At 43.1% G+C, this 22685-nt stretch carries 16 protein-coding genes and 4 tRNA genes; 16 read left to right on the forward strand and 4 right to left on the reverse strand.

The features are described 5' to 3' along the window. The first annotated feature begins 77 nt into the window (after nt 1–77). The 10 genes from L4D12_RS04815 (at nt 78) to L4D12_RS04860 (ending at nt 8617) form a co-directional block, all read left to right on the forward strand. Complete coding sequence (locus tag L4D12_RS04815) at nt 78–1184, forward strand: DUF3080 domain-containing protein (protein WP_428446687.1); 1107 nt, start codon at nt 78–80, stop codon at nt 1182–1184. A 111-nt stretch (nt 1185–1295) separates the two neighbouring features. Continuing rightward, the gene (locus tag L4D12_RS04820; protein ID WP_428446688.1) at nt 1296–1556 is read left to right on the forward strand and encodes a DUF5062 family protein; all 261 of its coding nucleotides are present in this window, start codon (nt 1296–1298) and stop codon (nt 1554–1556) included. 158 nt (nt 1557–1714) lie between these two features. Continuing rightward, nucleotides 1715–2491, forward strand: coding sequence for a ParA family protein (locus tag L4D12_RS04825; protein ID WP_428446689.1), 777 nt, complete (start codon nt 1715–1717; stop codon nt 2489–2491). Between the two features lie 285 nt (nt 2492–2776). After that, nucleotides 2777–2853, forward strand: a tRNA-Val gene (locus L4D12_RS04830). Nucleotides 2854–2893: 40 nt separating this feature from the next. After that, nucleotides 2894–2970: transfer RNA gene (locus L4D12_RS04835), tRNA-Val, on the forward strand. 50 nt (nt 2971–3020) lie between these two features. Beyond that, a tRNA-Val gene (locus L4D12_RS04840) sits at nt 3021–3096 on the forward strand. Between the two features lie 44 nt (nt 3097–3140). Next, nucleotides 3141–3217 (forward strand) — tRNA-Val (locus tag L4D12_RS04845). Nucleotides 3218–3422: 205 nt separating this feature from the next. After that, complete coding sequence (locus L4D12_RS04850) at nt 3423–3992, forward strand: hypothetical protein (protein ID WP_428446690.1); 570 nt, start codon at nt 3423–3425, stop codon at nt 3990–3992. 355 nt (nt 3993–4347) lie between these two features. After that, complete coding sequence (locus L4D12_RS04855) at nt 4348–5430, forward strand: porin (RefSeq protein ID WP_428446691.1); 1083 nt, start codon at nt 4348–4350, stop codon at nt 5428–5430. A 37-nt stretch (nt 5431–5467) separates the two neighbouring features. Continuing rightward, the gene (locus L4D12_RS04860) at nt 5468–8617 is read left to right on the forward strand and encodes an ExeM/NucH family extracellular endonuclease (protein WP_428446692.1); all 3150 of its coding nucleotides are present in this window, start codon (nt 5468–5470) and stop codon (nt 8615–8617) included. Between the two features lie 35 nt (nt 8618–8652). Here L4D12_RS04860 and deoR read toward each other — a convergent pair whose 3' ends face one another. The 4 genes from deoR to L4D12_RS04880 all read right to left on the reverse strand — a co-directional run bounded on the left by deoR (nt 8653) and on the right by L4D12_RS04880 (nt 13594). Beyond that, on the reverse strand, nt 8653–9417 hold the full coding sequence (gene deoR / locus L4D12_RS04865; protein ID WP_428446693.1) for a DNA-binding transcriptional repressor DeoR: 765 nt from the start codon (nt 9415–9417) through the stop codon (nt 8653–8655). 399 nt (nt 9418–9816) lie between these two features. Then, nucleotides 9817–10689 carry a GNAT family N-acetyltransferase gene (locus L4D12_RS04870; protein WP_428446694.1) on the reverse strand — a complete coding sequence of 291 codons (873 nt, stop codon included), beginning with the start codon at nt 10687–10689 and terminating at the stop codon, nt 9817–9819. Nucleotides 10690–10895: 206 nt separating this feature from the next. After that, entirely contained in the window at nt 10896–13235 is a 2340-nt protein-coding gene (locus tag L4D12_RS04875) for an ATP-dependent helicase (protein ID WP_428446695.1), read from the reverse strand. A 146-nt stretch (nt 13236–13381) separates the two neighbouring features. Further along, nucleotides 13382–13594 carry a hypothetical protein gene (locus L4D12_RS04880; protein WP_428446696.1) on the reverse strand — a complete coding sequence of 71 codons (213 nt, stop codon included), beginning with the start codon at nt 13592–13594 and terminating at the stop codon, nt 13382–13384. Between the two features lie 55 nt (nt 13595–13649). Here L4D12_RS04880 and L4D12_RS04885 point away from each other — a divergent pair, with 55 nt between their 5' ends. The 6 genes from L4D12_RS04885 (at nt 13650) to L4D12_RS04910 (ending at nt 22558) form a co-directional block, all read left to right on the forward strand. Next, nucleotides 13650–14753 (forward strand): phosphoribosylaminoimidazolesuccinocarboxamide synthase, encoded by a 1104-nt coding sequence (locus L4D12_RS04885; protein WP_428446697.1) that lies wholly within the window; start codon nt 13650–13652, stop codon nt 14751–14753. Between the two features lie 246 nt (nt 14754–14999). Further along, nucleotides 15000–18149: a hypothetical protein gene (locus L4D12_RS04890; RefSeq protein ID WP_428446698.1), complete on the forward strand. Its 3150-nt coding sequence runs from the start codon at nt 15000–15002 to the stop codon at nt 18147–18149. A gap of 2 nt (nt 18150–18151) precedes the next feature. Further along, nucleotides 18152–19795 (forward strand): hypothetical protein, encoded by a 1644-nt coding sequence (locus L4D12_RS04895; RefSeq protein ID WP_428446699.1) that lies wholly within the window; start codon nt 18152–18154, stop codon nt 19793–19795. Beyond that, a complete protein-coding gene (locus tag L4D12_RS04900; RefSeq protein ID WP_428446700.1) occupies nt 19792–20238 on the forward strand; it encodes a hypothetical protein in 447 nt (148 codons plus the stop codon). Before L4D12_RS04895 ends, L4D12_RS04900 begins: the two co-directional genes overlap by 4 nt. Next, nucleotides 20231–22027, forward strand: coding sequence for a reverse transcriptase family protein (locus L4D12_RS04905; RefSeq protein ID WP_428446701.1), 1797 nt, complete (start codon nt 20231–20233; stop codon nt 22025–22027). Before L4D12_RS04900 ends, L4D12_RS04905 begins: the two co-directional genes overlap by 8 nt. Nucleotides 22028–22117: 90 nt before the next feature. After that, entirely contained in the window at nt 22118–22558 is a 441-nt protein-coding gene (locus L4D12_RS04910; protein WP_428446702.1) for a DUF2846 domain-containing protein, read from the forward strand. The last annotated feature ends 127 nt before the right edge of the window (nt 22559–22685 follow it).

Genomic DNA, 22685 nt, shown 5'->3' on the forward strand with positions numbered 1-22685 from the left:
AAAGTCAATTCGACCTAATTAGTTCGCTTGGTTATTTTAGGCATATAATTGACTAATTAACCGAAATTTGACGCCGAATGATCAGCTCAATGTTTCTCTGCTTCTGTCTGCTAGATTCGACACATAAAGCTATTAAAAATCATAAGTGGGCATTGTCTCCGCTCTTCATTGCCCTCTATAGCCTAATACTATTGACCGGTTGTGACCGCTCTTCTGTCAACGATCACTTTGAAACGTACAATATCCGTCTTGCTTATGTGCTTGATACTGAACCCGCCCAATTGGATGATATAGAGATGGTTTCCCTTCCCTCTCCGCGGGACTTACAACTGCCAATTGAGGATCTCCGTATCAACTTACTTGATGCCTACGAAATGAGAAAATGTGGTTTATTCAATTTGATCGCTGAACGAAATTCAATATTAGGTAAGGTTCAGGATAAGACTCGCCAACTCCGGTATGAATTGCTACTTATTCATGGCATGCAATTTTGTCTTGATACCCTTCCCTCTAGTTCTGAGTTACGTACCTTACTGATTACTTATCAACATATAAAAAAACAGCAACTACCACTGCAATTATGGAATATGATCACCACAGACAAAGAGTGGCGTCAACAGCTTGTAGTCTTTCATAAAAGCCCTGATATCAATCAACTTCATGGATTCAATGAAACAATCAGTGCTTTCCGTTACCTGAATTTTTTACAACATCAAATCCACGACTCTATTGCTGTCACTCCCAAACAGGCTGACAGATTGCTCTTTCATCAGAAGCAGATCCATACCTTCCATTACTTTGGTCAGCTCATTTACTCCCTGAAGCAAACAACACAACGATTGCATAATATTACTCGTATGCTGGAACGCCAAGAATCAAGCATCATCTGTAGCAAAAATCGTAACCAACAAAAAGCAGAAGTATTGGGTAATGTATTCTACAAATACTTCGTGACTGATCTTCAACCCTACATGTCAAAACTTGATTCACAATACCGCCAGATCCAGCCAATACTTCAGACATTACTTATCCCACCGACGCAACTCAGCATTGAATTTCATCACTATTATCACGCTTATATTAACGGGACTCTCCATCATGATTTTAAAGAGGCTACGCTGAAACATGTTAATTTTTGGCGTCGTACTTTCAAGCGATGTGACATATCAGTAGGTACCCACTGATCTTACAAATCGGGTGGCTTCATAGACACAGCGCAAAAAAATTAATGAATAGACTATAAATGCACGTTCCCACAATCTAAGATAACACCTTGATTGTGGCAGGAGCCCAGAATGAAAAAATACAAAAATGAAGCAAAACTGCTAAAAAAAGCACTCGAATTAGGGATGGCTTTTGCTAAAAAACAAGGATATGGCGATCTCGACAAGTCAGTTTCACCCAAAGATAAAGTGGAATGTATTTATCGCTTACTAATTGAAGCCAAGCAAATTACCCCCTTAGCCGTTGATCAAGAAGATGGACCGAACATGAAGCACAAACTCGTTCTGTGGATCTCTCGACTTCTACCTCCTGATCATGAATTGCTGCAATAAATAATATCCAGTACAGGTTTGTTTAACAGCAAGCCTGTATCCTTAATAAATAAACAGAATTCGCTATCTGCCTAGCATTTACCCAAACCTATCATTGCAGCTCGTGAGTCACTCCTGTACTTTCTTGGTATTAGTTGAGTTGCATAAGGTATATCTACATGCGTCGGGTTGTGTTCAATCAAAAAGGTGGAGTTGGGAAATCAAGTATTGCAGCTAATCTAGCAGCAATCAGCGCAGAGGCGGGCTTTAAAACCCTCCTCATTGATTTAGATGTTCAAGGAAATAGCAGTCACTATCTCGGTTTTGATATCAACATAGAAAATAATAAAACTATCGCAGATCTACTCAATCAGACTGTAGGTTGGTTTTCTGTTTCAACACCGATAAAAGAGTTCCCACAACGAACCACCTTTGAGGGCTTGGATATTATTACATCAAGTCCTAAATTAGAAAAAATCGAATCTGAGTTAGAACGCCGTTACAAAATATACAAATTAAGAGATGCGCTGGATGAGTTAGATAAAGTGTACGATCGTATTTATATTGATACACCGCCAAACCTTAATTTCTTCAGTAAATCCGCACTGATTGCGGCAAACAAACTTCTTATCCCCTTTGATTGCGATAGTTTTTCGCAACGAGCATTAATCACTCTGCTCGATAATGTTGCAGAGCTTAAAGAAGATCATAATCAACATTTGGATGTTGAAGGCGTGATCGTTAATATGTTCAACGCTCAGGCAAAGTTCCCACGCAAGATCATTGATGATCTTAATGATTTAGGGCTGCCCATTTTGGAGCCCTATCTCCCACTCTCTATCAAAATGAAAGAATCTCACTATCATCAAACACCTGTTATTCACTTATTGCCTAAACACAAACTCAGCCAAGCGTTTTACGCTCTCTATAAGAATCTTGATTCAACAAACAATTGATTCAAAAAATGCATATAAAGCCCACTAACAGAGGGCTTTTTTTCTTGCTCAATGAACCATCAATTTACGAATAACCAACAAGCACTCTATATCTACGACTAACTCACGGATGTGAGTGTTTTTTGTGACATAGATCTCACCTTGTGCCTACCAATAAGACCAGAAATAACCCTGTGCGCTCAAAGCGTAAGCAAACAAGACCAATTACATAAAAAAGCGATCTCAAACACTTGCGTCAACAACCATCAGTCGCTACTATGCATTCCGTTCCCAGAAGAACACTGTACGACCGTAGCTCAGYTGGTTAGAGCACCACCTTGACATGGTGGGGGTCGGTGGTTCGAGTCCACTCGGTCGTACCAAATTTTGCATTGCTTTATTAATGTAAAATAAAATGAATTTGGGTCTATAGCTCAGTTGGTTAGAGTACTACCTTGACATGGTAGGGGTCGGCAGTTCGAGTCTGCCTAGACCCACCAAATTCCGATAATCGCAGGTTTCATTAGAAACATCCCAACGCGGTTATTCAGGGCGATTAGCTCAGTTGGGAGAGCACCTCCCTTACAAGGAGGGGGTCACTGGTTCGAGCCCGGTATCGCCCACCATATTTACTAACCTATATGATATTATCTATAGATTAGGTAACAGTACGACCGTAGCTCAGTTGGTTAGAGCACCACCTTGACATGGTGGGGGTCGGTGGTTCGAGTCCACTCGGTCGTACCAAATTTCCTTTAGAAATGTTCATTTCTGAAGATAAAAGCCTACTTATTGTAGGTTTTTTTGTATCTGACCGTGACCACCCCACCACTTTACATCAAATTGTATCCTACTACTTGTTACTGATAGACATCTTTAACAGCATAGGTATGATCTAAACTTACACGACATTCAAGCATAAACCTAGTTTTGAAATATACTGGATTTCATCATGATCAGAATAAACACATTTACTGCATTTAATAATTGGACTAAGCCTTTTGTATCAGAAGTTGCTGAGATTGTTAACTTACTAAAAGAATATGAGTATGATACAAAAAAACTTACAGCACTAGCAGGCCTGCAAGAAAAGAACCTATGTAAGTGGACTGAAAACTATAAAAAAGAACCTTACAATACGTCAACTATTCCTTATCCTTGCTGGTGCTTCTTATGCGCACTCGTTGGCAAACACAACATTCAAAACAATGGGAATGAGATCAGTGTTGACGTACGAAAAGTATTGTCATATTTCAAACCAACTGCTTTTGTCCCAAATAATAAATTTATTTGCCCAACGGCAAGCCAATTTTCTAATTTAATTAATAATGATAATTACCCATTATTAACATCAGAAGTAATCTCTGAACAGTTCAATTGGAATCAAAAACAATTTGAAGAAAGCTTAGACAAAAGTTCACTGCCTTTCTTAAACTGGTGTTTGATTATCATGTCAGTTGGCTTGAATGTGCAAAAAATGATCCTGAAGGATTTACCAGACGATTTTTCATTAGAATCGTAACCACATCATGGTGCCATACATACCTGAGCTACCTCAAGATGCGCATTTCCGCGAGTAAATATTGAGATAACTTGGGTATATGATTTATGGCACTTATTATCTCACTCCCCTCTTCCATACCCCCCTTTAACTCACCAATCACCTACACCACAATACTAAACAATATGCATAACAATCGAATGAGTCATGTTTAACTTCTTGTTTGCTATATCGATCACACATTTAACACAATAATCAGATCTTCATTGATAGTGATCTCATTACTGATAGTCACTAATTGCTCGTACTAGCCCACTAATGTGACCATTGAAACATAAATTACATTGTTTGTTTCAATAATAACAAAGGTTGCATAATGGATATTGTCACACCTAAAAAAACAACGATAGCGGTACTGCTATCAACACTCTTTATTGCCCCATCAGTTTACGCTGCACAAGTTTATCAAAACGATAACGGCGACTATCTCGATGTTTATGGTGAAGTTGGTATCGGTGGACACTTTGGCGCTAATTATGATTCTGGTGAGTTCTACAAAGATCAGAGTTACATTGACGACCCATTTGCAACATTGGGTGCCAAAGGACGTAATGGCGATATCCTTTACCGCTTAGAACTTGATTATCAGCGTGAAAACTGGAAGTACGCAACAGGTGATATGGAGCTTAGCATCGACAAGATGTACCTAGGCTACGAGTTCAACCAGCACCACTATATTGAAGCCGGCCTGACTGACACCGCATTTGATGATTACGACAAATACGGTGACTTTACTTTTGATACCACCGTTGAAACAGGTGAAGCCGGCGATCAGGGTGCAACCCTAAAATATGAAGGTCGCTACAACAACTTCAAAGCTGGCGTATCATACAGCTACGATGCTGAATCAAGCTCTGGCTCATCCCTTGGCGACGTCATTAACGGTTATACCGGGTACTTTGGCAAAACATTCTCTATTGTTCTTGGTCTTGAAGGTCGTAATGGCTCTAAAGGTGAATCTAAATACGGCGAACAGCGTCTACTTGGTCTTGGCATGCGCTGGGCTGTCACTGACGAACTGTCACTCGGCTTCAATGGCTTCATTGAACGCGAAGACATCGCTCAAGAGAAACACGCTGTTGATGTTACCGATCCAAATAACAAAATCCATCGCTACAACGATTACCAAACCTTGGATCATGAAGGCGCACTCATCTCTGCTCGTTATGTCCTGACACCAAAGTGGGAAATTGTTGCTTCAAGCAACTATGAAGCTTATGAGCACTGGGACGACGAAAGTCCATTCTGGGACGGTAAGGACTCTGACTGGGGACGCAGCCGCACTTGGGGCACGCTAGGCGTTAACTTTAAGCCGACCCGCTCTTCTGTGCTGGCGATTGAAGGTAACGTTGGTGAAGCATCTCAGGATGTTTACGCCTATGCCCGTGTTTATTTCTAACGCTCACTCACTATAACAACAAAGAGTATAAGGATTCATGATGAACAACAAACTCACACTATTATCAGCAGCAGTGGCCACTGCGCTAGCCGCGCCTGCGATGGCTGGCATCAACGATATTATTATTTCAGAATACGTTGAAGGCTCATCTAATAACAAAGCCATTGAAATTACCAATACTGACGCTACCGATTATACGTTTGACGATACTATTGGCTTGTATTACGACGGTGGTAAATACACCAATATTATTAAGTCTTCTAATGGTAAGTCTATTGTCAGTGGCGTCACTGTTCCAGCTCAGAAGAGTGTTGTATTTATCAACCACGACGCTAGCCAGGCACTAATTGATGCTGTTACTGCAAACGGTTCTTCTGTCGTAAAAGCAGGAACTTACGACGAAGTCTCACACAGTGCCATGAATTTCAATGGTGATGATTCTGTATTCTTAGCCAAGACGACTGACACTAAGAATAATATTCATGACATCATTGGTGTTGCTGGCGCTGACTGGGGTACAGACACAACCCTCCGTCGTAATATCAATGCTACAACACCAGCAGATCAATATGTGGCGCGTAGCTGGACGTCATCAGCCAAAGATACCTTTAGCGGCCTAGGTAGTACTGAATTTGCCCCAGAACCACCACCACCAGTTGTCGGTAAACCGATTACCATTGGTGAAATTCAAGGTGAAGGCTATCGTTCTCCACTACTTGAAGACGGTGAATACACATCAAAAGATTACTATGAGGTAAAAGGTGTTGTAGCAGCCGTTGCTACTAGCATCGCTAAAGGCTTCTACATCTACGATCATGATGGCAATGACCTAACTTCAGATGGCTTATTCATCAAAACAGTAGACTCCTTACCTGATGACTTAATCGGTAAAGAAGTAACGGTCACAGGTAAGGTAAAAGAAGACTACGGATTTACTATTGTAGCTGCAGATAGTTGGTCAGTTGGCGCAGCGGGTAGCATCCCTACAGCTATTGATCTGGTAAAAATCGCAAGTGATGGCAATGATTTTGCAAAAACCCTTGAACGCTATGAAGGCATGTTGGTAAACCTTCCTGCTGACATCGATCCAAGTACCGTAGACAATGACGAAAGCATGCGTGTATCACGCACCTTCAGCTTTGACTACGACAGCTATCGCAACAACATGGTATTGGCATATAAGCGTCCTAACATGCAGCCAAACCAAGAACACATTGCTGGTAGTCAGGCATCTTTAAACCATTCAGCTGAAAATAATAATTTCCGCCTGTATGTTGAGACAGATGAAAAAGCGCCTAACGGTGAAATCCCTTACTACCCCGATTTCAATACTGATCCGCACAAAAACTACATTCGAATCAATGACAGCGTTATTGGTCTACAAGGTGTGCTGCATTATTCTCACAGTAACTTCCGCTTGATCGCAATGAATGAAGTTAGTGGTTCTAACTTCATTCACAATACAGATCGGTCAAAGGCGCCAGTACTAAATGATAAAGCAGATCCAAATGCATTTGCTATTCGTCTGGCAACTCAAAACGTTCTTAACTATTTCAATTCACCATACGGCGGCTCTGATAACCAGCACGGTGACAACCGTGGTGCTAAAAGCCAAATTGAATTCGAACAACAGCAAGCCAAACTGGTTGAAGCGATATATGGCCTTGATGCCGATATCATTGGCTTGATGGAAATCGAAAATAACGGATTTGACGATTTTGGTGCGATTAACCAGTTTGTTAACGCCATTAATCTCAAATATAACGAAGAGAACTATGGTGATCGTGATAAACCAAACTCACTGCATAATCGTTATGTTTTTGTCGGTTTTGATTCAAACGGTGATGTAATTCTCGACGATCAAGACTCTATTGGTGGGGATGCGATTACTTCTGGCCTGATTTACCGTCCAAGTAGAGTTGCACTCGAATCATCTCGTATTATCCCGATGCCACGTCAAGATGCACCAATGATCACCGACGAACACGGTAATGCACTGATCGACGACGATGGTGAACTTCGTGAAAGCGGCAAAAACTATCAGCGTGATACCGTTGCTGCGACTTTCCGCCTACTCAATACAGGTAAAACACTGACGGTTGCGGTTAACCACTTCAAGTCTAAAGGCTCAAACTGCTGGGAAGACTGGAAAGGCTGGGAAACATGGAACAATTTCGATCCTGTAAAAGACGATGTTAAAGACCTCGACTTCCAGGGTTCTTGCGAAGCATTCCGTGTAGCCGCAGCTGTCGAACTTGGTCAGCAAATGGCCAAGATCGGTGGTGATCAAGTCATAATGGGTGACTTCAACTCCTATGGTCAAGAAGATGCTATGCTGGTGCTGACTGAGATCCCTGCAGTTCTTCCTGAAGGAAAAACTATCCGTGCCGCGCGTGATACCTTTGTTGGCTACAAACCACAATTTGGTGCTAACGGCGCTGAGATTACCTCATCGTTCGGATTGCTGAATGCAGTAACTATCAAAGATGCAGAAAAAGGCCAATCAAGCTGGAGCTATTCGTATAACGATGAAATTGGTTCGTTAGATCATATGCTTATCACACCATCACTAAAAGGCAAGCTACTTGATGCTGCTGATTGGCACATCAATGCCGCTGAATCAACGTTATTTGATTACAAAAATGGTTATAAAGGCACTCTAGATGGTACTGGTGCTCACCAATTCTATAAAAACGATGCTTATCGTTCATCAGATCATGACTCTGCAATCATCGCACTAAGCTATGATTATGGTGAAACTACCGATGGTAAGCCGGTTGTACTCGCAACCAAGAGCGGCCGTATGGAAGTGGCTTATCCTATCAGCTTTAAAGGTGCCAAAGCCGGTGATATCGCTTCTATCGCCTTCTCACCTGAACCAAAAGACATGAGCAAGGTTACGCTACCAACCATTACGTTGAAAGACAATGGTGCACAAACTGTATTCTTCGATGTAAGTGGTATTGATGCAGGTAACTACAACATCACCATGTCACTAAGCAGCCCAGCAGCAACAAAATCTGTTGCTGATGCAACGGTGACAATGAATGTTGACGTGGTTAAACGTGATTCACTAGAACCAACTATCACAGTACCTCCGTATGATGGCACAGGTGGTGGTTCAACTGGCGTATTTGGCCTGTTATCACTGCTTGGTTTAGGCTTCATTCGTCGCCTACGTAAATAACATTAGCTAAAGCACTAAATGAAAAGAGGCTGAATTCAGCCTCTTTTTTTATGTTTGATTTGTCGCTTCCAGGTGAGTGGCAGATCGACATCACACAGTATCTCATCCATGTCAGCAATATCACACACAAACGCTTTGCGAACCTTACTCATTTTACTGCTATCAACCACCAGCATAATATATTGAGATTGCTTCATAGCTCGACGCTTATAGGCAATCTCCGTCAATGCATGACATGTAATACCCTGTTGATCATCAATACCCGCAGCCGAAGCAAACATCAGATCAAAACGAATATTGGCTAGTTCATTACTCTCGGTTAACGGATAAAAGTGATTGCATTTTGGATCAAAATGTCCACCACACAGAATAGCATTACAATTAGGTTTGTTATTCAACGCTAAAAACACATTAAGAGAACAGCAAACCCCAATAAAGTTTATTTCGTCATCAATAGCATGAATGATGTGAACAATCGTTGTACCATTATCAAAAAAAACCACGTCATTTTGTTTAACCTTCTTTGCGGCTATTTTACCTAACGCACTTTTCTCACTGACATTATTTGAATTCTGTTCATTGATAATATAATCATACTCTCTTGTTTGAGCCTGCTTGTTGATTATATATCCACCAATGACTGACAATGTAGGATGAGGTTCAGACAAATCACGTCGTAACGTCATTTCAGAAACACATAACGAGTCAGCCGCATCTTTTAAATGGATTTTTTCTTGACCATGCAACAATTCAGCTAATTGCCTTACTCGTTTATCCCTTTTTGTCTCTGTCATTGTCATTGTTATACCTAACCTAGAAACTTATATAATTTTTCCATCTTTAAAGTATATCGGACAAAATTAACAAATGAATATCTTAGGCTACTAGCTGTGAGATACATCATTACAATTCTCATATTACAGGCTAGACCAACGAATATGCAAAATCACTGTTCATTAAACATACTTAAAAATTGACTTAGCGGTTATTGAACGTAAAGCAATTTTAATCTATTCAACTATATTAACCTCATGAGCAATGCCTATTTTTGCGTGTAACCATCAATGTAATTACTCATCTTTTCCATACTCACAAACCATTTATTTATCATTTAACTTGCATAAAAAAATCCGTCTTCTGAGCGGATTTTTTACAATAGTAACTATCATCTAGCGAACAAACACAACGATCAGCCATTATCAGAACAGGCTATCAACAAAAATCATCGGCTCTTGATAATGAACATCAAGCCCTTCATCCAATAATTCATCAACCACATCATCAGTCATATCGACAATCGCTTCGCTTAACCAGTCACAAATCGCTTCGCCACCTGGCGTAATCGCCAATGCCGAAAACCATAATTTCAAATTAATATGTAAGCATGATAATTGCCTTAAAATATGCTCACTATCTTTACGAACAATATTCACGAGCAATTCAGACAGCGCAGCCGCTAACCCTCGTCCACGATAAACGTCTTGAACATAAATAGAATGTAATGATATTTCATAATAAAGTTCTGACGATTTGGTCGGAAAACGATGATCTTCTACGTAGCGACTAAACATCGCCACCGCTATCAGCTCCCCCTGACACAATACTTCGAGAACCAGCTCATTCACATCATCATACTGACGATGCACAGCCGTCGCTGTCTGGTTCTCATCAATAACCGCCTGTATTTTCAGGTAGTCTTCACCCAGAACCTGAGTCGCCGGAGTACGCTCAGCAAGCGACTTGAGTAATACCACACAATTATCGACATTAACTGCAGGATAAATACCAGCCAAAGCTAAAGAAGGGACCGACGTCAGTGCTAATGAGTTTAAGATTGCAGACGCCTTATGCCCGGTTACACATGGCAACCCTGAGCAATCAAATCGGAATACATCATAACTACCCTCTTGGGCTTCACTGTCGTATAACCACAAATTGGTAAAATTGATTTCCGTGTTTTGCTCATGAATAATTGTTGCTTGGATAATTGCTTCTTGCTTGAACGTATGACTGGTTAGCTGAACATAGCCGCACTCATCTTTTGTAAATAACTGATATCTTAATGCATTCATCCGTAACACCGTACTTCACTGCCCACCTTTCATTACTGAAGCACATTGTAGCAACATCGTTTTATTTCGAACCCTAAATAAAAACAAAGTGTGAGCAAAGAGACACTCTGTACGCTTAGAAGAAACAATAGTGACGACTAATTTGTACTCTTTATATCCAACATGCCTTCTTTTCTGTTTTCATCCCCTCACCTCCTCATGCAAGACTAGCGTCGCACTCGACTTCTGGCATTCGCCGCCACAATCAGCCGATTAACTAATACCTTTCGTTTAGTCTCTGCAACTGTCGGGATCTCTCGCAAAATGCGGCTGATCTCAGTATCCAAATACTTCGCCGTTTTAGTACGAATCATCGCATGAATGACTTTTTCAGCATTATCAGGCAAGGGTTGAATTAATGCCCATTTATAGCTATAAACCGTTTCTTTATCAGAGAGCTGAACAGTCGGTAATTTCAGATCCGGTACTTTAACATCGTCATCCCGGCCTAGTCGGCGACAATACTCTTCTGCAACCGGACTGGAATAAAACGGCAGCTCTCCGTCCATATACAACTTCGGCCCCAAATCTTTCGCTAACGCAACTTTGGCCTCCAACACAAACCGACTAGCATTGCTTGCCTTTATAGAGGATTTTTCCAACTCGGTGTAATAGATACAGGCTTTCTGTTTTGCCCGGGTCATCGCCACGTAGGCCAATCGGCGCTCTTCTTCTATATCAGCAGCAATACTGCCACTCGCCTTATTCATATATGGAAAGGCGTCTTTATCCCAGAACGGCAAATGGACGTGTTCATATTCACACCCTTTAGCGCGGAAAATCGTGGTCAGCTGAACGCAATCTTTATTCTCACCGGACGGGATACCCTGTCCGCTGGAACGCTGGGCTGACTGCTGAGCGGATTGATTGGCCGATTGATTAGTATAGTATTCAAAATATTGTAATGCTCGCTTACAGTCTTGATCCATCGATTCTAACACCGTGGTCACACTGTCAAGCCGCTCAATCGCTTCTTCAATTTCAGTTGCCGTGGCTTCCGTTTTCCAGATCCACGTATCAAGACCACTTTCATTACGGTATTGACTGTAAACCAGCGCCGCTTTATCACTGCCCTTTCGCAATAATCGCACCAGCAGCTCAAGCCGCTCTGTCAAGTTATCCAACTTCAACGTGGCATTGGCTCTCTCATAACGGCCAATAAACGTCAACCACTGCACGGGATCCATCCCCGCCAGCTGATCGCACAACGGCTTCAGCGTTTTATTAGGCACATAACAATGCGGAAAACATAGCAGACTAAACAACAGCGCCGATTTTTGCGGTAACGGTTGTTCAATGAAGCGGCCCGTCGCCAAAACCATCAGTTCCAGTAGTAGCTTAACCTCGCGGCTATTCGCTAATATCGATGGAACGGGCATCTGATACGGTACACCCTTACTCAAAAACGCCAACTCAAACAGTAACGTCTGCGACCACCGACGTACCAATATCGCAACATCAGAGGCCTTTCCGCCGTCTTCAAGATATGACTGAATCGCCTGTGCGATCTCCCCGACTTGACGGGTAGACGCACATTCAATCACTTCTGTATCTGTAATGCCTTCGCCTGAAGTGGTTAAAAACTCGCTAAAGCGCTGTTCATTGTTGGCAATCAAATGGCTTGCAGCCAGTGCGAGACTGTGCCCGAAACGGAAGGTTTGCGACAAGGTATACGTCTTCGCAGGCGCAAAATCCTGCTCAAAATTGAGCATGAACTGCGGTGCGCTTCCTCGCCATTTATAAATACACTGGTCAACGTCCCCCACCGCCAATAACTGCGTATCAGGCCCAAGTAACTGCTTCAGAAGACGATACTGTGCGGTATTAATGTCTTGGAACTCATCTACCACCACCAGCTTACAGTGCTGGTGATAATGCTGACGGATCGCATCATTGCCTTCAAGGATCTTAACGGTCTCGACTAACCAGTCATCGAAAAACAGTAGCTTTTGCCGCTTACGTAAGCTCTCAAACTTATCATAAGCATCAAGAATGAACAGGTAGTCACGGTTGATCTCGGCAAGCTTGAATACTTCCATCGGCGAGAGCATGTACGCCTTAACCAAGCCGATAAAACTCAACAGAAGCTCAATTGTTTTCGGATCTTTAATCATCTGCTGGCGCTGATAGGTTTTTTCCAGCCCCGCAAACTCCCGTAAGATCCCTTTCACCAAAGATTTATCACTCTCACCGCTTTGGTAATCTACCCGGTAGCCCGTTTCACGGATAAATCCGGTCTGGTTGAGAAACTTCAGGCAAAAGCTATGAAAGGTATGAACAGGGACAGGTGCATCAACGCCACTCGATTGGAGTTTCGCTTGAAAATCCATTCGGATATCACGGTTGAACATCAACACCAACATGTCTTGAGCTGAAACCGTTGCCAGTTTTCGTTCAATCAAGCCGACTAATGTGGTTGTTTTGCCTGTTCCCGCTCCGGCTATACACAGCGCATTACCCTGCTGATGTTCAATAAATGCCGATTGTTCAGAGGTAAAACAAGTCATATCGCGCCTTGAGATCAAAAATAAGGAGTCCGATTTTGCCACACTTGTAACAGAATAGCGGAACAAATTATGACCGTTTAACCGCACCTCACACACAGAGCTGACCTCTGGTACTTATCATAACTGGAACCAACACAGTATTTTACCTATTCAGCAATGTAATAGTGCGTACTATCAACGCCAAACCATGCTGGCTCTCGGTTCAAAGACAACATAGAGTCAGCGCTGAGCAAGCCTGTATGCAACATCACGGAGAATGAAAAATAAAATTGCGCAAACGTTTGCTTTTCTAGCTGAAAGGGCACTTGAGTTCTGTTATTATCGCCAGCAACAACGGTCTGATGACCGCAGTCAGGCACTTTTGCCTTACGTTAAAGGTTTACCTTCGTTTAACTTTCGAAATAGGAATTCGCCATGAGCCTTGCTGATCAAGTTCTCGCTGTAAATGATGACCTGCCAATCCGTACAGACAAACCCGTTCACAGTGGAAAAGTACGCTCCGTATATTGGTTAACCGAAGCAGACAGCCGCCGTCTGATCGCCGAAAAAGGCTATAATGTCCAGCCTGATGCCCCACTTGCTATCATGGTGATCAGTGATCGTATCTCAGCCTTTGATTGTATCTGGCATGCTGAAGGCGGTCTGAAAGGCGTACCGGGGAAAGGGGCGGCATTGAATGCTATCTCCAACCACTGGTTCAAACTATTTCGTGACAACGGGTTAGCGGATAGCCATATTCTCGATATACCCCATCCTTTTGTCTGGATTGTACAAAAAGCCAAGCCGGTTATGGTCGAAGCTATCTGCCGCCAATACATCACCGGCTCAATGTGGCGTGCCTATAGCAACGGTGAGCGACACTTCTGTGGTATCGAACTACCAGAGGGATTAGAGAAAGATCAGAAACTGCCAGAACTACTGATGACCCCATCAACTAAAGGCATTCTAAAAGGCATTCCTGGCGTTCAGGAAGTGGATGATGTCAACGTCTCCCGTACCGTTCTGGAAAACAACTTTGCAGCCTTTAATTTCAGCAAAGCTGAAGACATCGCGCATTATGAAAAACTACTGCAAGAAGGTTTCAATGTGATCAGCCAGGCACTGAGCCAGCTTGATCAAATCTTTGTCGATACAAAATTTGAATTTGGCTATGTTACCGATGCCGCAGGCCAGGAAAAACTGATTTATATGGATGAAGTAGGAACGCCTGATTCATCACGTATTTGGGACGGTGCCGCCTACCGTAATGGCGAGATCGTTGAAAACTCCAAAGAAGGCTTCCGCCAGATGCTGCTTAACCACTTCCCTGATCCCAATATTCTGCTAAACAAAGATCGTATGGAAAAGCGTTTTGCCCTTGCACGCGAGAATGCACTGCCCGTCGAAGCGTTAATGGATATCTCCGCAATCTATACCAACATTGCAGAAAAAGTCACAGGACAAAAAATCGTCCTTTGTGAAAACCCCAAAGCTGAGATCATCACGATCTTACGCGATCAGTACGGTTTGATTGATTAACAATTTTTCATAACTCTGCTATTTAACTTCCCCCCCCCTCCCTGCCATCTTCATTGATGGTGGGGAATATCTCATGCTCAACCAATCGCTTTATTCATAGTGACATAATATTCTTTTCCTTATTTTCAGCTAGTTATATCCAACGGGTTTCTGTGAAGTCACAGCTAAATCTGCATTTACTCATGCAATTCACCCTCTGCTCTATGTTATAGTAGAGGGTGATATTCAGTCGTGTGAGATAGGGTAATGAAGCTGATAAAGACATCACAATTGCACTTTCAGGAGGGCAATTCAGACAAAGTGTATGAAGTCGATCTCGTCGAAACAACAGCGAATACAGGGCATAAATACCTAGTGAATTTTCGTTATGGTCGCCGTGGTGGCAATCTGCGAGAAGGCACCAAAACACCAACCCCTATCTCTTTCGATCAGGCTGAAAAAATCTTCAATTCGGTCATCGTGGCTAAATGTAATAAAGGCTATTACTCAGAAGATATAGCACCTGTTACAGATACTGTACAATCAAATGCAAGTCATACTGAGCAGCTACTTCACCGGATCAAAAACGAAAAATATGATCATGCGCGATCACGACAGATCTGGCGGCTGCCACCAGCACCACATCCTGAGGCAGCAAGCTTAATTACAGGCTTTCTAGGCAGTGACATATGGCGTTATGACTACAGTATCTTATGGACACTAGGCCGGGTTGGGTCTTCTGACGATATCATAAAAGTGATACCGTACCTTCGTGATTCTAATCCGGTAATGGCCAATCTGGCGATTGAAGTGATTCTCGCATTAACTGAACCCAATCAACGCCAGGAACGCTATCAAGCACTCTGTCACGTCCCTGCTCTACTCACATCAGACATGCTTGAACAACGGGTTAACGATTTTTGTCTCGCGGCAAGTCAGCACAAACACGTTCCGGCAGAACGACACATCAATGCACTGCTCAAGCAGGCTTATTTACAATCATGGTTTGATCTTGCTCTTAAGCAAACATTAATAAATCTTTTGCCTGCAATTCCCTTTGTACCTGGTGTATTCAAAGGACTGCGTTACTTACTAAAAATGAGTGAGTTCCGCCTAGATACTGATATTCAGCCGCTAATAAATTTTCTATTAGAAACCAGTGCTCCGCATTTTATCCGTAGTTGGGATTATTATTACAGTGCGCAAGGTCGACTCAATGTGGCAAAAGAATTGGCATCGGACAATGCTCGTTTAGCTATCTCCCAACGCACTCACCGCTATTTTAGTGCTCGTTTTTCTCGGGTATTGAAACAACTAGGGGTTGCTAGTAGCCCACATTTTACCGCAATGGCAGAGAAAACATTACTGCATTATTCCGATAACAACGCCAAAGAACCACGTTGCAGCCATAGCTATCACTATAATCAACAGTCAAAGTGTTACACATCGAACAAACACCACTATGACAGTTATGCCCACTGTACAGCGCTTAATACCCTACTGCATTCAAACGCGCCTAATTACAGCCATAATTCTCGTGGGATCTGGCTTTATGATCCCGATAAGACGTTCACAGGCCGCGGCGAGGCGTTCCCTCACCTGTGGGATAAAGCACCAGAATCACTGCTGAACATTGCACTCAATACCGACTGCCTACCTGTTGCTAATTTTAGTCTGCGTGCGTTACGTGATAATACGGCGTTCTGCCAAGCATTATCGTTCGATACACTGATTACGCTACTATTAAAACCCTTCGAGTCGTCACAGCAGTTTGCATTACAACAACTACACTCGCGCCGCTCTGATACGCCATTACCCGATCATATTATCAGTCAGCTATTTTTAAGCCCGTCAGATGACATCATTCAGTTTGCCCTTACTGAACTGGATAAAATTCGTGATTTTAATCGTTCCAGATCATTACTTGTTTCACTGCTCTGTATCAATAATTCGGCGCTTAGAGCATGGTTAAACAGCCCTCTTAATAGCACTAAATTCACTTTCATTAATCAGGACCAGTTATTAGAAGAGACACTCAACGCATGCGTGAATCCAGATACGAATGCTAACCATGGTCTTTCTGTAAAAACAGACCTGTATGATCACAATGAGTGGCTATTTAATTGGCTCATGAACCAGTGCAAGAATGCGATTAAGCGACTCGACATTAAATCCGTAGAACCCTTAATTCTGAGTCCATCCTATTCAACGAGTCTGCTGGGTTGTAAACTGCTAGATGCAATGCCTGTCAGTTATACCTATATTTCAGAATCAACGTTAAATGCGATCCACCATTCATCCTCTAAGGCCGTGCAAGCATTTAGCATCGCTTTACTGAAAAAGCTCACTCCTGAACAGCTTGCAGAAAAAACAGACTATCTAATCGAGTTGCTCCCTAAATGTGGAGAAGCCAAGCGAGCCGCCATAATAAGTGTCATCGCAACGGCGATTTCGACCCATAAGCCTTCTCGTAGCGATATTTTTAACCGTCTGATCCACCAGCTGCACAAGCGTGAACTTGAGCAGCCATTACAACAAGGGTTAATTCAATTGCTACAGAAGCATTTTAATGCCGCCCTTAACACCAACAAAGCTGATGGGCTGTGGCTACTGGCTTGTGCTCGTTCGCAAATGGCACAGTCATTAGCGGCTGAATACCTTGGCCAACATATTGATGATACTGATGCGAGTAGTCGCGCGGAACCTTCCTTGCTAACGGCTGATCAATGGTTTCCATTACTTTCAAGCCCAACACTTTCCCTAAGAAAACTGGCAAGAACCTATTTCAGTCATCAGCCAGATACGCTTCTCATGCGTATGGATGCCATTTTACAGGTGCTAGAAAGCCCTTGGCCTGATACCCAGCGCTATGGCTTTGCATTCTGCCGTGAACATATGACGAAAGATATCTGGCAACCCGATCAGATCATCGCGATCTGTGACAGTGTGGTAGAGCCTGTTCAACAATATGGACGAGAGTTAATCCAAACTTACTTTGACGAATCTGACGGCAGGCAGTATTTAATCCAACTCAGCCAGCACCCATCAGCGAATGTTGAACTATTTGTCAGCCAGTTATTACCCCAATATGCTGCTGGCGATACCAACGTCATATTGGCATTACACCCTTACTTCTTGTCCGTGTTATCACGGGTAAACACTGGCCGTATCGCGAAAGACTGTGTCATGGAATTTATTAACGAACATGCCGATACCTCGCCGCAAACCCTTGAAATGACTTGTGCCCTTCTGACTCGTCTTTCACTTACCTCGGTGCAGAAAGACAAAAGTGCCTACTTAAAATTGATGCTTGATCTGAGCAAGCGTCATCATGATAAAGATCTTGATCTGCCGATACAGATCACGCCGATCCCAACCCAAATAGCCACGACAGTACCGCGCAGGATTGAGGAATAAACATGGAAGTCTCTTACCGTTATGCCTCACAATCGCAGGTAGGTTCAAACAGCAAACGGACTGACTTGTCTTTTGCACCCGATCTTTCTCGTGCACCGACCTATTTTGTTGGTGAGTTAAAAGATAAACGCCGCTTTCGAGAAGCTATCTCATGCCTTCATGATGTGGTGATCTCTGATATGCGCTTTCAACCGAAAAATCGAGATGATTATGAACGTTGGTTAGCGGAAGAAGAGCCACGCTTACTCGCGGAATTTGCCAGTCAATCAAGCAAAGTTACAGCAGAACTCGCCAATATTCGGTCAGAATTGGCAGTAATGAGTAAAGAAGCCAATACAATCATGGGCCCTTATTATCATGCTCAACAGCAATACTTTAACTACCTGTACAAACATGACATTGATAGCTGGTATGTACTGGATCCTGTAATCACTATTCACCCTGACCAAGTGTTTTTCGAATGTTTTTCGGAAGATGAATCCAGCTATGGCAAGCTCACCTGTCGTTATGACGTCTTTGATAACGTGACGGATCAGGCATTTGGCACGACTAATATTGATTACTCCACGGGCTTGTATAATGAGTTTCAAAAAATACGCGACTACCGGACAACATTGCTAAAAATCGATCCTGACGGGTTTAATATTCAGACAACTGGCACAGAGACCTACGATGAAAAGAAAATTGATCTACCTGAAAGCTGGGTACGGGGATTTCTTCAGGTCAGCTCTGCGATGACCTTACCCATGGTTAAGTTGCGGCTGCAACCCATGGATATTCACAACCTCTGTGTTCAGTTAAAACGGAAGAAAGAGCGTGTCGGGCCCCGTTCGATGCGGTTTGAATTAGAGCCTGGACGGCCAATTCGTGTGGTCATGGAACCCTGGAATGACGTGCTGCAATTTGACCGCTCAATATACCAAGGTGACACTGCACGTACCATTCGTGTCTGGGGACGACGCCGTTTACTGATCCTTGAGCGTTTGCTGCCTATCGCCAATTATTTTGATGTGCACTTAATGGGTGATGGCTTGCCGTCATTTTTTATCGCCAACATGGATAACCTGACCTTTACTCTCGGGTTGTCTGGCTGGAGTGCTAACGATTGGTCAAAAGCCGGCAATTTCGATCTTCTTGCGCCGCGAGCAACCGTCGATCAATTTACCGCACAGGTTATTTATAATGCGCTGGCAGAAAACCATGTTGAAAGTGCTACCAGCCTAGCACATCGTCTTAATATCGACATCACCACGATTAAGTCAGCCTTGGCCCAGTACAGCCAGTTGGGGCTAGTGCTCTATGATATCGAGCTTGATGTCTACCGTTTACGCCAGCTTTACAACGCCCCGATCAATCTTGATGATATTCGCTTTACTAACGAGCGCGAGAAAAGAGCCGCTAGTTTTGTTTTGGCGAATTTGATCACTGTCGGCAAGGTTGAAACAAACCTAGCAGGCACAGCGCTCTCAGGCAGTGTGATGGATAATGGTCGCGAACATCAAGTTTACCTCAGCATCGATAATGATCAGCGCTTAACCAAAGCACAGTGCCAATGTCATTTCTGGCATCAAAATCAATTGCGCCAAGGTCCTTGCGAGCATATGTTAAGTTTGCGATTACATGTTGCTGGGGATCTGCTCAAATGACAGCAATTCCGCGACTGACTTCACTAAATATTGGCTATCAACTTGTATTTCAATACGTAATCAATACAATTTGTCACCAAGGTAGCGCGGCTATAGAACCTTGCATCGCGAATGGTGGATCGCCATTCTGGTTTACAGGCTACCCACGCGTCACTGGTGAAATCTTAACTGGGCCGCACAGTCACCCATATCGCTATTGCGGTATGACTTCAAAGAAGTCAATAAGCGATATGGGTAACGTGCGGCATCGAGTTGATTACCCCAGTACTAAGAACTCTTCGAAGGAAGATGCCGCGCTACCTACCCTTTCTTCTCGTATTTATCTAACAGGCACTCAGCGAGTGACTGACACACTCCGTCATTTTCAACTTTCGTTGTTACTAACTAGTGCGCCCTCACTCTGTTCACTCTTCTTGCCACAGGCGGTATTTAGTCATGCGTAATTCAGATCCGATATCTCAACCAAATAACAATGAGCTACCGCCTGAGCCGTCACCTAAACTGACGCGCCAAGAAATATACGATCGAGTTCGTCAATCAAGCAAAGAGGAATACATTCTCAGTGAAATGACCCGTTTAGGCTTTTGGCAGAAAGATCGTTCAAAGCCCAGTATCGCGGAACAATTTATTGAAAAACGGACCTCATTACTCACCAAACTGCGTGAATTAACTCGCTTAGATCAGTTATACCGCGATCCAGAAAAGGCCTTGCTAGCATTACACAAAGAGCGCAAACAATCAGCGCTGGATAAACGCGAACAAACCCGCATAAACCACAATTTAGCACGCTACGAAAAAGCCCTAAATTGGCACAACAAACAGAAAAAATCTTTTAGTTATTTAGGGGATGCAGGGGCTGGTGACAAAGCACTAACTGCGGCTCTACAGCATAAATCTTGCGACAAAGAACGGCTTATCAGACAAGGCTTACCTGCGTTCGAAAGTATCAAACAGCTTGCTGAAGCAATGGGGATTTCAGTCGCTGAACTACGTTTTCTTTGCTATCAAAAAGACGTATCACGCGTGAGTCATTACCAACATTTTGCCCTGAGTAAAAAAACCGGGGGAACCCGTTTAATTTCAGCCCCAATGCCTCGGATGAAGCGAGCGCAATACTGGTTACTGGATAATATTCTCAATGTATTACCGATTCACAATGCTGCTCACGGTTTTATTGCAGGGCGCAGTATTGTGAGTAATGCCAAACCACACACCAATAAGCAGGTTGTGATTAATCTCGACTTAAAAGACTTCTTCCCAACTGTCTCTTACCCTCGGGTAAAAGGACTATTTAAGCAAGCAGGATACAGCGAAGAGCTAGCCGTTACCTTTGCTTTGCTTGCCACGAAACCGGACACTCAGGCTGTCGAAATGGATGGACAAGTTTGGCATATAACAGGCAGCGAACGGGTCTTACCCCAAGGTTCACCCTGTAGTCCTGCAATTACCAATGTCCTGTGCCGCCGGCTGGATGCCCGTCTGCAAGGCATGGCACATAAACTGGGGTTTTGCTATACCCGTTATGCAGATGATCTGACCTTCTCTAGCGATGACACCGATAAAATTCAATCCTTATTGTGGCGCTGTCAACACATTGTAACGGATGAAGGATTTATTCTTCACCCTGATAAAACACGCGTTATGCGCAAGCACCAAAAACAGGCAGTGACTGGTATCGTGGTTAACGACGGATTATCGGTTGATCGCCCCACTCTAAAACGCTTCAGAGCCACCGTTCGCCAAGTCGAATTAGATGGGCCGGAAGGCAAACACTGGGGGACGGGAGAGCTATTCCAATGCCTTACGGGTTATGCCAACTTTGTCGCTATGGTTGCACCCGAAAAAGGGATCCCACTGCAAAAACAGGTGGCTCACCTCAAACGTCAATATAATATCCCGGTCGCCAAAGGCAAAATAAGCGAACTAAACAAACGCTTATTCCGAATTAAAGCGGCCAAGGGTGAAGTGCCTAGAGATAGCTGGTGGCAACCCGCAGAAAAGCCAGTCCCCGTACTGGCACTGACTCAAAAACAAATTAATGATCAAAAACAGGCTGACAAGCAACAAGCAGCCCCCCGCCAAGAGGCTGATACCCCACCAATGCAGCGCGATATCGGCTGGGATACTATAGAGCAAAATGATGCTCAACCCCCAAGCAGAAACGTCACCAATAACCAGATTGTTTGGATAACAATTATTGTGCTGATATGTATCAAAGTCTTCTTTTATTAATGGAATGTAAATTACACAATAACGCTAGGCGCCTACTAACCTATCACATTAAAAAATAACACAATAACTTTTCACTTTTATATGGATTTTATGATGAGAAAAATATTATTAACCGCTGCATTTTTACTTTCAATGCTAAGTGGATGTGCAACCGTACCCATGGCCGATAGTAAAGATGACGCCTTAGCCAAATCATTCCCGACTCCACCAGCAGGGCAATCTGGGTTATATATTTACCGTGATTCTGTTGTTGGTGCAGCACTGAAGAAAGATATTTATGTGAATGGCGAAATAATTGGTGAATCCGCACCTCAGGTTTACTTTTACAAAGTTGTACCTGCCGGTGAAAACGTATTAAGCACTGAATCTGAATTTAGTGATAATTATTTATCCATTATCACTGAACCTGAAAAAAACTACTTCATTAGAAATTATATAAAACTAGGCCTCTTTGTCGGAGGCGCTAACCTCGAACAAATTGAAGAAACTAAAGGTAAAGAGGCAGTCCTTGGGCTCAAACGAGCGAAGTAACCTGACACCAATCACCAATCAGACCATGACTGAATCGGCAATCTATTACTTTCATGATTAAAATAAAAAGCGCGGGTAACAGACCTGCGCTTTTTTATATCGATCAGTAAATTGTGATGTGATACAT

The sequence above is a fragment of the Photobacterium nomapromontoriensis genome, from assembly GCF_050336815.1.
GTDB classification, from domain to species: domain Bacteria; phylum Pseudomonadota; class Gammaproteobacteria; order Enterobacterales; family Vibrionaceae; genus Photobacterium; species Photobacterium nomapromontoriensis.

Bases quoted from the DNA above. Each gene is read 5' to 3' on its own strand.
- L4D12_RS04815 (WP_428446687.1), top strand. From the start codon at position 78: ATGATCAGCTCAATGTTTCTCTGCTTCTGTCTGCTAGATTCGACACAT.
- L4D12_RS04820 (WP_428446688.1), top strand. From the start codon at position 1,296: ATGAAAAAATACAAAAATGAAGCAAAACTGCTAAAAAAAGCACTCGAA.
- L4D12_RS04825 (WP_428446689.1), top strand. From the start codon at position 1,715: ATGCGTCGGGTTGTGTTCAATCAAAAAGGTGGAGTTGGGAAATCAAGT.
- L4D12_RS04850 (WP_428446690.1), top strand. From the start codon at position 3,423: ATGATCAGAATAAACACATTTACTGCATTTAATAATTGGACTAAGCCT.
- L4D12_RS04855 (WP_428446691.1), top strand. From the start codon at position 4,348: ATGGATATTGTCACACCTAAAAAAACAACGATAGCGGTACTGCTATCA.
- L4D12_RS04860 (WP_428446692.1), top strand. From the start codon at position 5,468: ATGATGAACAACAAACTCACACTATTATCAGCAGCAGTGGCCACTGCG.
- deoR (WP_428446693.1), bottom strand. From the start codon at position 9,417: ATGACAATGACAGAGACAAAAAGGGATAAACGAGTAAGGCAATTAGCT.
- L4D12_RS04870 (WP_428446694.1), bottom strand. From the start codon at position 10,689: ATGAATGCATTAAGATATCAGTTATTTACAAAAGATGAGTGCGGCTAT.
- L4D12_RS04875 (WP_428446695.1), bottom strand. From the start codon at position 13,235: ATGACTTGTTTTACCTCTGAACAATCGGCATTTATTGAACATCAGCAG.
- L4D12_RS04885 (WP_428446697.1), top strand. From the start codon at position 13,650: ATGAGCCTTGCTGATCAAGTTCTCGCTGTAAATGATGACCTGCCAATC.
- L4D12_RS04890 (WP_428446698.1), top strand. From the start codon at position 15,000: ATGAAGCTGATAAAGACATCACAATTGCACTTTCAGGAGGGCAATTCA.
- L4D12_RS04895 (WP_428446699.1), top strand. From the start codon at position 18,152: ATGGAAGTCTCTTACCGTTATGCCTCACAATCGCAGGTAGGTTCAAAC.
- L4D12_RS04900 (WP_428446700.1), top strand. From the start codon at position 19,792: ATGACAGCAATTCCGCGACTGACTTCACTAAATATTGGCTATCAACTT.
- L4D12_RS04905 (WP_428446701.1), top strand. From the start codon at position 20,231: ATGCGTAATTCAGATCCGATATCTCAACCAAATAACAATGAGCTACCG.
- L4D12_RS04910 (WP_428446702.1), top strand. From the start codon at position 22,118: ATGATGAGAAAAATATTATTAACCGCTGCATTTTTACTTTCAATGCTA.